The 14,956-nt window shown below is 40.3% G+C and carries 12 protein-coding genes and 2 pseudogenes; 12 read left to right on the forward strand and 2 right to left on the reverse strand.

All coding sequences use genetic code 11. The features are described 5' to 3' along the window. Window positions 1-98: 98 nt before the first annotated feature. Window positions 99-821, forward strand: a pseudogene (locus G1O98_RS19405) (IS1 family transposase). Window positions 822-1,582: 761 nt separating this feature from the next. Continuing rightward, the gene (locus tag G1O98_RS40070; RefSeq protein WP_243458480.1) at window positions 1,583-2,218 is read left to right on the forward strand and encodes a hypothetical protein; all 636 of its coding nucleotides are present in this window, start codon (window positions 1,583-1,585) and stop codon (window positions 2,216-2,218) included. Window positions 2,219-2,409: 191 nt separating this feature from the next. Here the strand turns inward: G1O98_RS40070 and G1O98_RS19415 are convergent, their stop codons facing one another. Continuing rightward, entirely contained in the window at window positions 2,410-4,563 is a 2,154-nt protein-coding gene (locus G1O98_RS19415; RefSeq protein ID WP_345940568.1) for an ATP-binding protein, read from the reverse strand. Between the two features lie 151 nt (window positions 4,564-4,714). Then, window positions 4,715-6,367, reverse strand: coding sequence for a DUF4157 domain-containing protein (locus G1O98_RS39285; RefSeq protein WP_202985804.1), 1,653 nt, complete (start codon window positions 6,365-6,367; stop codon window positions 4,715-4,717). A gap of 409 nt (window positions 6,368-6,776) precedes the next feature. Here G1O98_RS39285 and G1O98_RS19425 point away from each other — a divergent pair, with 409 nt between their 5' ends. The 10 genes and pseudogenes from G1O98_RS19425 (at window position 6,777) to G1O98_RS19465 (ending at window position 14,956) form a co-directional block, all read left to right on the forward strand. Continuing rightward, a complete protein-coding gene (locus G1O98_RS19425) occupies window positions 6,777-7,361 on the forward strand; it encodes a DUF4255 domain-containing protein (RefSeq protein ID WP_163930701.1) in 585 nt (194 codons plus the stop codon). A gap of 14 nt (window positions 7,362-7,375) precedes the next feature. Then, window positions 7,376-8,014, forward strand: coding sequence for a carboxypeptidase regulatory-like domain-containing protein (locus G1O98_RS19430; protein ID WP_163930703.1), 639 nt, complete (start codon window positions 7,376-7,378; stop codon window positions 8,012-8,014). A gap of 319 nt (window positions 8,015-8,333) precedes the next feature. Continuing rightward, window positions 8,334-9,779, forward strand: a complete 1,446-nt coding sequence (locus G1O98_RS19435) for a phage tail sheath subtilisin-like domain-containing protein (protein WP_163930705.1) — start codon at window positions 8,334-8,336, stop codon at window positions 9,777-9,779. Window positions 9,780-9,894: 115 nt separating this feature from the next. Continuing rightward, window positions 9,895-10,995 carry a phage tail sheath subtilisin-like domain-containing protein gene (locus tag G1O98_RS19440; RefSeq protein ID WP_163930707.1) on the forward strand — a complete coding sequence of 367 codons (1,101 nt, stop codon included), beginning with the start codon at window positions 9,895-9,897 and terminating at the stop codon, window positions 10,993-10,995. A gap of 27 nt (window positions 10,996-11,022) precedes the next feature. Next, window positions 11,023-11,463 (forward strand): phage tail protein, encoded by a 441-nt coding sequence (locus G1O98_RS19445; RefSeq protein ID WP_163930709.1) that lies wholly within the window; start codon window positions 11,023-11,025, stop codon window positions 11,461-11,463. 20 nt (window positions 11,464-11,483) lie between these two features. After that, entirely contained in the window at window positions 11,484-11,846 is a 363-nt protein-coding gene (locus G1O98_RS19450; protein WP_012408133.1) for a hypothetical protein, read from the forward strand. A gap of 17 nt (window positions 11,847-11,863) precedes the next feature. Next, window positions 11,864-11,998, forward strand: a pseudogene (locus G1O98_RS41140) (DUF6760 family protein); the annotation flags it as partial. 11 nt (window positions 11,999-12,009) lie between these two features. After that, window positions 12,010-12,492 (forward strand): phage tail protein, encoded by a 483-nt coding sequence (locus G1O98_RS19455; protein WP_163930711.1) that lies wholly within the window; start codon window positions 12,010-12,012, stop codon window positions 12,490-12,492. A gap of 95 nt (window positions 12,493-12,587) precedes the next feature. Further along, the gene (locus tag G1O98_RS19460; RefSeq protein ID WP_163930713.1) at window positions 12,588-14,303 is read left to right on the forward strand and encodes a hypothetical protein; all 1,716 of its coding nucleotides are present in this window, start codon (window positions 12,588-12,590) and stop codon (window positions 14,301-14,303) included. Beyond that, on the forward strand, window positions 14,294-14,956 hold the full coding sequence (locus G1O98_RS19465) for a LysM peptidoglycan-binding domain-containing protein (protein ID WP_163930715.1): 663 nt from the start codon (window positions 14,294-14,296) through the stop codon (window positions 14,954-14,956). Before G1O98_RS19460 ends, G1O98_RS19465 begins: the two co-directional genes overlap by 10 nt.

Here is a 14,956-nt window from a genome sequence, read left to right on the forward strand (position 1 = left end):
TGAAGAAAAAGGCACAAGCGTTAGGCTTTGATCTAATCGCTCAATCTTCTGTTACAGAGATGGTTTCTTAGGAGAGGAATGAATTGAGGCATTGTACTGTGTATTGTCCATACTGCGACTCTACTGAGATTAGAAAAAATGGTAAACGAAGAGGTAAGTAAAATCACATTTGTGTAAAATGTGGTCGTCAATTTATCGATGTCTATAGTCCACCAAAAGGATACTCAGATGAGATAAAACAAGACTGTTTAAGGTCATACGTGAATGGCATGGGATTTCGAGCGATCGAGCGTGATAAGGGAGTTCACCATACAACCGTAATTTATTGGTTAAAACTTATTGGTGAAAAACTTCCAGATGCACCGCCAATCAACGAGATACCAGAAGTTGGAGAGTTAGATGAACTCGAAACTTTTGTAGGTTTAAAAAAAACAAAATTTGGTTGTGGGCAGCAGTAAACCACTTCCGTCAAGGAATTTTAGCTTGGGTTTTAGGAGATCACAGCGCTGAAACATTTAAACCTTTGTGGGACATTATTTGCTGCTGGCTTTGCGCTTTTTTATGTTACCGATGGATGGAAAGTTTACCCCAGTTTTATTAAGCCAGGAGATCATATTGTCAGTAAAACATATATGACCAGAGTAGAAGGTGAAAATACACGGTTACGTCATTATCTGGCACGCTTACAGACGCTCCTAACGTCGCTACCGCTTCGCTATCGCAAAACATTATGCTATTCCAAGTCAGCAGATATGCTTAAATGCTCAATCCGCTTGTTACTTCACTATTTAAAGTATAGAGAAATACTCGTGATTAACTGATTCATCCCACATTTATGCAACGCCGAATCGTTTAGTTCATGGAGTGAAATTTATCTACACTCCATAAATAAAAACCCCGCTCCAAAGCGAGGTGAGTAAATAGACAATGAACATAGCCTTACACTATGGCAAATATCAACTTAAGACATATCTCCTTAGATAGATGAAACCTCAGTAACATCATAAATTTAGTAGTTAATAATACTTGACTCCTCAAATCAATGGTATTATCTTCCAATACTCTGGACAAAATTAAGCAGCAATAACGCCGTAAGATCGTAAGTTTTGGTAGTTAGGATGGGATTTAATTACAGTCGGCGAGAGTTCTAACATTAGACTTATCCGAAAATATGAAATGCTTGCTATACAATGGTTTTAGCGATTTTAATGGATTGTGCTCGCAAGCGCTTGGTGGACGCAACAATAAGGCTTTAGGAGAATTAATCGAGCTAATTTATCAGTTAGCAAGGAAAAGATAGAAACAATAAAAATTTATTCTCTCCCCGATAAACTCAATTATTAACAGATAAAAACCATGAGCAATTAAGCCGCAATCTGACAAGTCCACATACTGCCATTATTACCTGATTATAACGATGACGAGATAAACGAAATTTCTCACTCGCTATAAAGGCTTTTTGAGCAGATATAGAGTACACGAGAGTATAGGCAGATCCAATCTAGTCATTACTTCTCAACAACGAATGATGTCTATCTCGGCGATGCCATAAATGTACTAGCTGAAGTTGAAGAGGCGATTGATGAAGTCGAACAATTTACACAGCAAGCAGGAAAAACAGAACATGAGGCAAGTGCAAAACTGTGAATTTCAAAAAAACGATTGTTTATTAGGTGACTGCCACCTTCGCCTAATCCTTACAGGTATAACGGGCGACCCCTTACTGCATTTAGTTGAATTGAGACTAATCGCCGCCAGCCGAATTGCAGCCGCAGAATTAGAGGAACTACTCAAGTCAAGAACTATTCCTGCACCGTGCCGAGGTCGCAAATACTTTTACGGAGTCGAAGGCAACGGCGTGATTATCAATTGCGCTGTTCATCCCCACGGCTACTTGATGAAAAATGTCCTGATTGGTCAGCTCATCAAGAAAATCATGTTGTACACAGGAGCAATAAATATGTCATTCACTTTGGATAATCGCTCTCAAAACAAAGAATCGTCCCTGACAAAAGCATTGCGGCAGATACAACAGTTAAACTCCAAAATTGCTGTGTTAGAGCGGCAGCATCAAGATTATGTGCAGAAGCAACAGAATTTAATTCCAGCCATCGCTGAGAGAAAGTATTTCTCCGATACAGGAAGTACAGGCGCTGCGGATTTTGATTTATCGGGGAGAAGCAGCTTGTCGGCAGTACTTGCGTTCGGTGTTGCTTAAACAACGTTTTACTTGGCAGCCGACGGCTGCCACAAATTTACCTCCATATAACGATTATCATTCTTATTTGATTTGATGCTTAATTCTCTGAAAGCCGTGTGTGGTCTATTTTTGGGGAATTCAATCTTGATTATTGATCTTCAATATTTAGATGCGTTCGCCATAGGGTTTGACCTGGGGACAGTCGTCTATCAACGCCAAATTATATATTCTCCTAAGTCTTTTTCTCTTAAAATATGTCCCATCTTTTGATACTCCCTACGCAACGCCCCAATCAAATGTTTCATAGTGATTACTTTCCCATCATCTGCTGCTAAAAAAGCTGCTGTCAAAGAAATGTTGCGAATATTAGCCCCAGTAATGTCAAAATTTTCTGCCAGAAACTCTAAATCCAACTCGGAGCTACAAGGCGCAATTTTCGGAAAAATTCTTTGCCAAATTAGATAACGATTTTTTGTGTCTGGTAAGGGGAACTCAATAATAAATCGGAGACGGCGTTCAAAAGCTGTATCTATATTGCTACGGAGATTAGTAGTTAGAATAGCAATTCCTTTATACTCCTCCATTTTTTGTAATAGATAACCCACTTCGATATTAGCATAGCGATCGCGGGCATCTTGCACTTCAGAACGTTTGCCAAATAAGGCATCTGCTTCATCAAAAAATAGAATGGCATTAGAATTACTGGCAGCATGAAAAATACGATTGAGGTTTTTCTCTGTGTCACCGATGTATTTACTAACTATTTGCGATAAATCTATTTTGTAAAGGTCTAGTTGCAATTGATGGGCTATCACCTCTGCTGCCATAGTTTTACCTGTACCGGAAAACCCAGAAAACAGCACATTTAGACCTTTTCCTAAAGATAATTTATCTGCAAAACCCCATTTTTGATGTACTAAATCTCGATATTCTGCTTCTTTGCAAATTTCCTTTAGTTGTGTTATTTGGTTGGGATGCAATACAATATCATCCCAGGTATATTTTGGTGTAATTTTTTGGGCGAGGTTCGCTAAATCGTGACCAGATTGAGCGCGGGCTGCACTACATAAGTTAAAAAATGGCAGTAGTGGTTTTTCTGTTTTGCGATCGCTATTGTATTTAGTTGAGTTAAGTTGTTGCCAACGAGCGGTATTATAGGCTGTAGCGACAGCATCAGCGATTTGATCTGGAGCCAAAAGAAAGCGATCGCACAACACATCTAACTCTCTATCTTCAATACTTATCTGGGCTACTTTGAGGTGAGTTTGCCAACATTCTCGGCGTTGACTAGGCTCAGGAATTGTAAAAGGAACTGTAATTAACCCTGTTGCAGCCTTCGCTGTGGGTATCCAATTTTGCACTCCTGAGAGAATAGTAATACCTATATTTTTCTCTAGTTCTCTGAGGAACGATTGATAAAGAACTTGATGATCTTGAAGGTAAAGAATATCGAAGTTATCGAGATACAGCAAACGATTAAAGAACCAGGCTTCTCGCCATAAAAGTTGCAATTTTTCCTCAAAGTTGGCTTTATCCTCTACCATCTTTGCTAAATCGGCAACTAACAAGGGAACTTCCAGGGTTTTAGCAAGAATTTGGGCGGTGTGGCGTTTACCCGTGCGATCAGTCCCTTGAAAATAGAGCAGTAGGGGTTGTTGTTTCTGCCAGTCTTCTATCAGCAAGGCTTCTAGTGCTTTTTGTACATCTGCCTTGAGATATAAAGTATTGAAATATATGATTGGTTCTAGTAGTTGACAACAAGAAATGAGTCGGGAATCTAACCCTGGTTGACCCAATAACAACCTCACCACTTGGGAGTCGAGTATTAGACGATGAGAAAGAAGTGTCGATTGCTGCTGATGAGTTTCCGAGCAGAGATGGAGCAGACGATGGTAAATGAGGGGTGAGTTAGTAGTAAAATGCTTACGTCGTGATAGCTTTTCAGGAATGCTAGAACAGAGCAAGTTTAAGACCATATCTACTGTAGGCCTTTTGTTGCTCATATCATCTTGGAGATAGGCATAAACTTTTTCATAGTGACGATCTAATTCTGGTGCTAGGGAAATAGCTAGTATATCTAAGTCAAAAGTAGATAAACCAAAAGTATTTTGCAGCCATGCTAAGACCGAATCTGACCGAATTGTAATAGACGGTTGTTCTGATGAGATTTCAGTTTGTTGCAACCATGAAACTCCGAATTCTCCCTCTACTTTTTCCTGAGTTTGCAGAGTGAAAATCGCTTGTTTAATTAGCCAATCTAAACGGATTAGGAGAGGCTGCAATCCATTTAAATCGCGACTAATTTCTACAGCTTGGGAGATAGGTTTGGTAAATATCTGCGCTTCTGCTGCTGTTGAATACACTGGATATTCCTTGAGTGAGCAGTATATGGAAATGGAGAGAGATTGTGGACGTTAGCAACGCCTGCTGTAGGCATCGCACTATCCTAAATATTTTTTTCAATCTCCTTTATTACTTTCGCTAAAATGGCGATCGCACTACAATAACTTTCTATTATATTTGATCGGCTATTTCCCTTACTAAAGCAGCAGGTATCTCTACTGTCATGGTAGTTGCCTTTTTTAATGTTTCTATATACGTTGGGATATCGACTTCTAGCCCAAGGTTTTCTGCTTCAGCATCTCGTTTCACACTCCCTTTTGATGACATGAAGTTAATAGACGAGCCTTTGCGAGTGTTTAATATTGCCTCCATATGCTTTTCGTGTTCTTGATCGAATGTCTCGTTCCATTCACTAACATTTGCTTTTTTGGCACTCTCGTAGCTTCTTTTGTCAAAAAACCCTAAACTTTCTACATATTGTTTTTCCTTAGCTTTGCGCCCCTTTTCTATTTTGGTAGCTTCACTATGTGTATCTGTGTCCCCTATTTTTTCACTCAGCAGCTTCACCATACTCTTGATGACTGCACCACCCCCCATTGGCAATATAACCATGCCGTTTTCCTCTATATGGTTTTTCGCAACAATTTTCAGAGCGAAAGGAATCAAAGCTGTAAGCAATCCTCCACGAGCCTCCTGTGTTGCATCAGTGTGGAGGACAGTATAACCTTTTTTAGGAGGTTCTATTTTCACCTCTCCAAGCCATACCGAACCTTTGAAAGTTATGTCTTTTCGGGCTTCAACATAATGATATTTTTTGTCTTGAGAGTAGAGAATTTTTACTCCTCCCTCCTCTTTTAGCACTTCTATTTCAGTCCTATTATCCTTGCTGGTATCTTCCGCTCCTCCGCGTTGGATGACACCCTGAGGTGCTTTTGACATAACATAATTTTTAGCTTGGAGAAACTTATCTGCCTCTCCCCAATTGTCACGTTTTTGGGTTACAGCAGACTGAACGGCACCGCTATTCTGCTGCACTACATGAGTCAATTCATGGGCAATCAACTCCTGTCCTCCTCTATTCCCTGGCTGATATTCACCCTGCCGGAAGAACACATCCTGCCCTGTGGTAAACGCCTTCGCCTGAATTGATTGATTCAACTGGTCAGCCTGAGCATCCGTATGTACCCTGACTCCACTAAAATCTGTTCCCATCGCCTGCCCCATTGACTGTTGCAGACTGGCATCCAAAGACTGTCCACCACCCCTCGCACTATTAATAGAGTCTGCCAAATCTGTTGATGCTTCACCCCCAGAAATAGCTTCTCGGCGCTGCACGATCTCTGGTAACTGCTTTAGTTGCAATTTTTCTTCATCTGTTTGCTGGCGTTGTAAAGTATTCGGTTGTGTTTGCGCTGAATCTTTCTTTGGCAGTGCATTTGTTTGTAGTGTGTTCATCTGCTGCACCACATCCTTAGCTACCCGATCCGCTTCTTGCTCATACTTATCCCCCGCTTCCCCTATTATCAGCTTCGCCTGTATCGGTGCCGCTACCTGCCCAGCACCACCCCAAAGCTGGGCGGAAATCCCCTGAAATTCAGGTATCCACGGCGTTTGCTTCCCCGCCAAAATCTCTTGTGTTGACCTTGTACCGATCGCACTTTCTAACTCCTGTCTCTCATCCCCACTCACGCTATTTGGGTCTTGTTGCACTCTCTGCACAACTGAAGACAATGATCCATAACTGGGACTAGAGGCAATCTCTTTACTTATTGGCGTTGATGGCAGCGAGGGTGCAACTTTTTGAAATATTTGTTTTTGGTACATGGTTCGTCTCCGGCATTCGGTTAGGGATTGCTATAAAAAATAGTGATGACACATACTTAAGTGTTTGTGCTGGTTATAAATTTTCAGTATTTATTATATTCAGCACTAGTAGACTAAATTATTACATTATTATTTTAAAACACGGAGCAAAACCAACCCAGTTTTGAGCGCCGCAGCAAGATTCTGCAACGTTAAGTTCCTTTTTTTAAATTTAATCAATCGATTTTAGCAGACTTTTCCTAAATACAGTTTTTGCAAATATTACTAATAGTTACAAGAATATTGACATTAACTAATGTATATTTTATTCATAAAGCTAGTAACTGGTTGTATTATTTTCAACTATCAGTTATTTTCTTTCATAAGCTTTCAAAATGAACAGTGTCATAAAACGAACATTGTTTAGATTATGTTAGATGGTCTAGACACTACCTTAGAATTGCTACTGAAGCGAGAACTTCCACCTGATGTTCCTTCAGGAGACACAGAGGTATTTATCAGTTTTGTTACACCTTACCAAGGAGCAATTAAACAAAAACCAGCGATTAATTTATTTCTTTATGATGTGCAGGAGAATCTGGAGTTACGCAGCAGTGCTTGGTCAGTGGAACGCCAAACTAATGGCAGAGCAATTAGAAAACGTCCCCCAGCTAGGGTAGATTGTTCCTATCTAATTACTGCTTGGCCACAAAATGAAGAGGATGTCCAGACAGAACATCAACTTTTAGGAGCAGTGATGAAGGTATTGCTGCGACATCGAAAACTCCCCGAAACCTTGATTGCAGATAATTTGGAAGGACAAGAACTTCCTTTAAGACTAATTAGTTTACGTCCCAGTAACTTACAAAGTTTTGGGGAATTTTGGCAAGCAATGGGGGGGAAGGAAGGAACTAGACCCAAGGTTGTCTTGCATTGTACTGTCACTATCTCCGTTCCTGTGGATGAAGCAGGAGAAGAAGCGGGACTGGTGGGAGTTCATCAACCAAACTCTTAGTTTCAGGAGTAGCGATGCTCGAACTATCTATAGTTAACCAACAAATAGCGATCGCAGGTAAAGTTTTGCAAGGAGAAACGCAAAAGAATATTTCTGGTGCAATAGTTGCAATTATTGAGATGCCAGAAAAATTCCGAGCTATTTTATCTCTAAAAGCACTGCAATACGGTTCGAGATGGGAAAAAATGCCTGAGCGACCTGACCGCAAAATTACCAGCAATGATGGTTATTTTTACTTTACTAATTTACCCCCTGGGGAATATCTTTTAGAAGCATCGTTACCTACCAGCCCAACTCGATACAACGAAGTCAAAACAAAAGTTCAAATATCTTCCCCTATCAATGGCAAAATTTCCACAACAATGGCGGATATTGTGCTTTCACCCACAGGAATTAAAGGAAGAATTATTGATGCAAACGAGCCAAAAAAGTTGATTACAAATGCCAAAGTCAAGATTCAAGATAGTGGAGATACTACTATTAGTGACCAACAAGGTAATTATCGCTTAATCGGATTAGAATCACCAAAATCAGGTCAGCGAAACATCACCATGATCGTCTCTGCAACAGGTTATCAACAAGCTTCCCATTTACTCAATATTCAGCGCGGCCAAGTAATTTCGGAGCAGAATTTTGCTCTAAAACCCAAATAACTATTCATAATTGTCGGATATGTAAGTAGGCACAATAATCAACTATTATGAGGAAAAACAAACTAAGCTAAAACTTTTAGAGATGGTTTTAAAAGTTTTCCTCTGTGACTTTAGGTACTTTTAGATCCCCCCTAACCCCCCTTAAAAAGGGGGGGACTGGAATCAAAGTCCCCCTTTTTAAGGGGGATTTAGAGGGGTCTAAAACTTTTGATACCGACAAGAGGACTTTTCAAACATCCTCTTATATCTATTGCCTATTCCCTATTTTCCTGATTCCAACAATTTACTCCGACTTACTTACTATCAAGGAGCTAATGAAATGCCAACCTATCTTTCTCCAGGTGTTTACGTCGAAGAAATAGCTTCCGGTTCTGCCCCAATTGTCGGAGTTGGAACCAGTATTGCTGCTTTTATTGGTACGATTAAAGCCAATGCTTGGTCATCAACTAATACTAACAACACCTCAATTAAGTCTGTGGGTAGCTCTACAAGCCCAGTTGAGATTGGTGAGGGTAAAGGTGGAAACCAAAAAAATTATTCCTTATTATCAGGAGATTACCCACTAGTAACCACAGTGGGGACTTATGGCTTCTTCGTTGGTGGAAGTCCTGTTATTTTAGATGATACAAACCCTATTACCAATAACGATGCCGAAAAATCTGTAACCGTAAAATTTAAAGATGCAGTTGCTTCAGGGGTAAAAATTACCGGATATTACCAAGTCCAACTACCTGTAACAGTAATTCCCAGCGACCCCAACATCGCCCAAGAAGGGGAAATTAAATCAATCACAAACTTTAGTGAATTTAAGAAATTCTTTGGTGATTTTTTACCACCTACTGGCGATACCCAAGGACAAAACACCTTAGCTCATGCAGTTTATGGCTTTTTTAGAAATGGTGGAACTCGTTGTTATGTCACCTGGATATCTGGAGAAAATAAACTTGCTGGTGTTTTAGATGCGTTTGAAGCTATTGATGAAATCACTATTGTCGCCGCACCAGGAAATTTAGCCCTCAGAGATGATATCAAAGATCATGCAGAAAAACTTGGCGATCGCATTGCGATTCTGGATAGTCTAGATACCATCGATCTTAGCAGCACAGGAGTTGTGAATACCCTTAAACCCTTCAACTCTGCCTATGCAGCCTTGTATTTCCCCTGGATTCAAGTTTTCGATCCTGCAAGTAATAGCAATATTTATATTCCCCCAAGTGGTCATATTGCGGGAGTTTATGCAAGGGTTGATGGGCAAAGAGGAGTACATAAAGCCCCTGCCAATGAAACTATTTTGGGAGCCTTAGATTTAAAATATAATCTCAGCAAAGCCAAACAAGATGGGCTTAATCCCGATGGCATTAACGTGATTCGCAAGTTAAACGGGAATATCCGCGTTTGGGGTGCGCGTACTTTGGGCGGAGATGCTAATACAGAGTTTAAATACGTCAATGTTCGCCGTCATTTTAGTTATTTGAGAGACTCCATTGATAAAGGGACTCAATGGACAGTTTTTGAACCCAATACCCCCGAACTCTGGGCAAAAATCCGCCGCAATATCAGTGCTTTTTTAGTGGTAGAGTGGCGCAAAGGTGCATTATTCGGCACAACACCCGAAGAAGCTTTTTATGTGAAATGTGATGCCGAAACCAACCCCCCAGAAATTCGAGATTTGGGTCAAGTTGTCACAGAGATTGGTCTAGCAGTAGTGAAGCCTGCGGAATTCGTGATTTTCCGTCTGAGTCAATGGACTGGGACGGAAACGTAGGGATGGGGAATGGGGAATAGGGAATAGGTAGGAGGTGATCTCAAGGAAACAAGTTTCACAGGTAAGTATGAAAGTGGTTTTTTCCTACTCCCCAATGACAAATGACAAATGACAAATGACGACTTTAGAGCCAAAAATACCCGGTATCTCTTTAAACTATGTCGTTCCTACTCCAGAACCTGAGTTACTAACAGGTGTTCCGGTATTCTTTGGTCTGGTTACAGAGGAAGTGAAAGAACCAAAAAAGCTAACCTTGACGACGCATTTTCAGCAGTATTTTGGTCAAGCCAAGGGATATTTAGCAGATGCAATCAAAGGATTTTTTGAAAACGGAGGTCGTCTTTGTTATGTTATAGCCTTATCTAAGAATACTCTTGAGGCTCTCCAACAAGGTTTAGAGACAAGCGAAGTCTTAGAAAATGTCGATTTGGTTTGTGTTCCCGACATCATGCTTGGTTCAGATGGGGAAGTTATGCAGATGCAGCAAGCTATTTTAAAACATTGCGAGCAGATGGGCGATCGCTTTGCCATTCTTGATGCTTTGAATGATCTAGGAAAACTAAATGAGCAACGCCAACGAATTTCTAGCCAAAACGGGGCATTATATGCACCTTGGCTAAAAGTAGAATTTCGCGTCGATCCTATTCCTCCCTGTGGTCATATTGCCGGAATATATGCAAGTTGCGATCGCACAATCGGGGTACATGGCGCACCTGCTAATATTCCACTTGCAGGGGTACTGGATCTCAGTTTTCCCCTAACCCCCACAGACCAAGAACAGCTGAATCCAAAAAATCAAGCGGGAGTAAATTGTATTCGTAGCTTCCAAGGACGAGGTATGCGAGTGTGGGGAGTGCGTACCCTCAGCCCCATTGCTGAATGGCAATATGTCAACGTGCGTCGCTTATTTCTCACCTTTGGACGCTGGGTAAATCGTAACTTAGCCGATACAGTGTTTGAACCCAATGCTTTTCCTTTATGGGTGCGACTGCAAAGGGAATTAAGCGTTTATTGTGAATCTTTATGGCGACAAGGCGCTATCCAAGGTGCTTTGCCCCAAGAGGCATTCTATGTCAAATGTGATGCCGAAAATAATCCCCCTGAAAATCGAGAAATGGGACAAGTAATAGCAGAAATAGGTTTAGCCCCTACTATTCCGGGAGAATTTATTCAACTTTTAGTTGTTCAAAGTAGTAGCGGAATTACACTTACTTAATTCAAATTTGTTGCAGGAGGTTCTATTATGCCAACAATTTCTAATCCCCACGATCCATACAGTGGTTATAATTTTTGGGTGGAATGGGATGGTATTGTTCATGCTGGGTTTCGTGAATGTAGCGGTTTGACTGCGACTCGTAAAGCAGGAACTTATCGGGAAGGAACAGATAAAGTATTAAATCAACGCCAAATTCCCGGTCTTAATACTTATGGCAACATTACCCTAAAACGGGGAATTACTGATAATAAAGAACTGTGGGAATGGCACAAAAAATTACAAAATGGCGAAACAGATAGACGTAATCTTTCCATTATTTTAGCTAACGACCAAGGAGAAGAAAAAATTCGCTGGAATTTAGAAAATAGCTGGCCTACTACTTGGAATGCTCCAGATTTTAATGCTACCTCGGACGAAGTAGCGATAGAAACTCTTGAACTAGTTCATGAAGGTATCACCATTGGTTAATATTTCCTTTCAGCAAAATCATGCAGCAAACTGAATTTCCTTTTATCTTGCCTCAAGGATATCTCGACTCGGAAGGTAACACTCACCGTGAAGGCATTATGCGTCTTTCAACTGCCTATGATGAAATTGCCCCCATCCGAGATCCAAGAGTGCAGAAAAATCCTGGTTATTTGGTGATTATTCTCTTAGCAAGGACGATAGTCCAACTAGGAACATTAGACCAAATTAATACCAAAATAATTGAGGGTTTATTTTCAGGAGATTTAGTCTATTTACAAGATTTTTATCAAAGGATTAATCAAAACGGCCATAGTCGTCTGCGGGTAGCGTGTCCCCACTGTGACGGAGAGTTTGAAGTGGAAACTATTCCCGTGGGGGAGTAGTTTGCTACCCCACAGAAAGACTGCTGGAGGAGGTAGCTTACCTTGCCTACAATTTTCATTGGTCTTACGAACAGATTATGACAATGGAACATCGAGAACGTCAGCAGTGGGTGACGCAGGTAGCACAAATTAATCAGCGACTTAGCGATTGAGCAATAAAGAAATGAATCCCAAACTTATCGCACTAAATGCAGCTTTAGCCGCAGGTTCAACGGCCAGTTTATTGGGACACGATCCCTACATGGCTTATAACTTTGCTGTAGAAATTGGAGGAGTTGTTGTTGGTGGTTTTAGCGAAGTTAGCGGTTTAAGTAGTGAAATTGAGTTGGAATCTTATCAGGAAGGAGGCTTAAACGATTTTGTTCACAAATTTCCCAAACATACCACCTATCCCAATTTAGTTTTGAGCCGAGGATTAGTAAATATTGATTTGTTTTATATTTGGTATAAAGCAACTAGTCAAGGATGGATTCAGCAGTTAAACGGTACGATTTTATTGCTTAATAGTCAGCAAGTTCCGGTGATGTGGTGGACATTTCAAAAAGCATATCCCGTTAAGTGGCAAGGGCCAACTTTTAACGCTAGTAGCGATGAAATTGCTGTAGAAAAAATTGAATTGGTGCATCAAGGAATTTCTAAGTTATAGGAATATAGAGGCAATAGGCAATAGGTGATAGGTAAGGAGACTCTTATAGTTGTACTCAGCTTAGTAAAAATCGCATAGGAGTTTTATGTTGGAGCATGGCAAATTCATCCAATTGGCAAGATTCGCTTGATGAGGGGTTGGTAAATCGCCTTCATCGTCCCCTACGTCAACCGGGAATGATGAAAATGGCAATGGGTCAGCGCATTATTAATCGTTGCGATCGCTTTTTAAATCGTTTACCTCTTTTGAATCAACAAATGCGACGTTGGGGTAATACTAATACTCTATCGTCGGAGTCTATGCCGATTGTTTATGCACAGCCTGTTTCATTAGCACAAGAACAACAAGTAGAGAATAGAGTACATAATTTGCCAACTGTCTCCCAAGTTGAGCCTTCGGCTAATATAATTCAAAGAAAATTAGATTCTTCTCAATTTTTACCAACTAGAGCAGTTAATAATACTATCCCTGTCCAAAATATTACAGAGTTATCAAGTTCTCATTCTGCGGATGAAGCAACACAATCTTTAACTTTAAAAACGCAAATTGATAAAACCTCTATATCTTCATCTGAAGTTCCGGTAGTTTCGCCAAAATCAATTGATGAACACCTACCAAAAACAGCAGAAATGACGTTAGCAGATTTGACAGACTCGCAAATATCTCTACCTAATAGCGTTGAATCAAATTTCAATCACCTATCTCAACCGATTGTAGATACCCCCTCTATCTTTTCACCAAAAATTCCCGTAGTTTCGCCACAACCTATAACTGAACAATTGCCAAAAACAGCAGATTTGACAGACTTGCAAACATCTTTGCCTAATAGCACTGAATCAAATCTCAATCACCCATCTCAATCGATTGTAGATTCTACGTCTGTGTTTTCATCAGAAATTCCCGTAGTTTCGCCACAACCCATCGCTGAACAATTTCCACATATAGGAGAAATGACGTTAGGAGATTTGACAGACTCACAAACATTTCCGCTTAATAACGCTGAATCCAATCTCAATCACCCATCTCAACCGATTGTAGATGCCAACTCTATCTTTTCATCAGAAATTCCCGTAGTTTCGCCACAATCCATCACTGAACAATTGCCACGTACAGCAGAAATGCTGTCATCACAGGAATTTACCAGCCTTCCTGATACAAAACTACCTCTTATTCAAGCAAAATTCCAGAATTATTCTAGACCACAGGGATCTCTTTCTATTGTTAATGATTTAAATAATTTAGCTGGCCAACAACAAGCACAAGCAGACAATTTAAGTTCAACTAAGCACGAAAACTTAATATCTCAAATCTCCTCAAAAAAACTTCCTATCGTCACTGCTCAACCAATAAGTCCTCAAGTTAATTTGACTAAGCAGAAAATATCATTTGCTATCAATTCACCAACTTCTCAAAATAAACCTGTATCGGCTCTTGATACACAACCTGTTACTATTTCTACCTCACAAATTAATCACAAGCAAAACACATCTCCCCTTCCCCTTGTCTCTGTAAGTTCTGCAAGTAACCCATCCTTAAAACCTCAATCTTTGCCTTTACCTGGAGCTAAAACTACCCCATCATCAAAGAGTAATAGCCATCAAGCGAACATATCGAACCGCAATTCAATATCGAATACAGATTCACCTCCTATAACTTTTAGTAGTCCTGTATCACCAATAGAAACCTCGGTTTCGCCAATAGCAACTCAATCCAATATTGACGTTGATGCTATAGCTAGTCAGGTTGAACGCAAACTAATGCGACGGTTAGTCATTGAAAGTGAACGCAGAGGTAAAAATCGATGGCACTAGAGAAATTAACTATCAAAGCCGAAAAAAATAACCCAGGAGATTTTGCTGATAAATTTAAAGTTCTTTTTAACCCTAATCAAGTAGAAATTGTCAAATCAGGCTGGTCAATGGGAGATTATGGCCCAGTTGCATCTAAAGAATTAACTAAACTCAGTCTTGATTTGTTCTTTGACACCACATTGATGGGATTTCCCCCAGAAAATGTCCAAAACTATACCCGCAAAATTTTTAGTTTGACTCAGCCTCGAATTGGCAAAAATCCCAAACGTCCCCCTCGTTGTCAACTAATTTGGGGAACTATATCAGGTAAAGATAGCTTGTTATTACCTGATGGTTTTTTAGAAAGTGTCACCAAAAAACTGACTCATTTTCTCGAAGATGGTACACCTGTTAGAGCCACCTTAAGCTGTCAATTCAAGGAGTGGAAAGAACCGAAAAAAAAGGCAAAGATTGCTAACCCTATTGATGATCCTGTGAGAATCGTTAAACGAGGAGAAACTTTAAGTAGTATTGCTACTGAAGAATATGGCGACCCGGCTTTATGGCGTGTAATTGCGGCAGAAAATCGCTTAAACAACCCTCGGCTCTTAAATCCCGGAACTGTGCTGACGATTCCTCCTTTGCGAATTAGTAGCCTGACTCAGAGGAGTTAA

Origin of the sequence: Nostoc sp. UIC 10630 (assembly GCF_010747425.1) — a bacterium.
In the GTDB taxonomy this organism is placed as follows: Bacteria; Cyanobacteriota; Cyanobacteriia; order Cyanobacteriales; family Nostocaceae; genus Nostoc.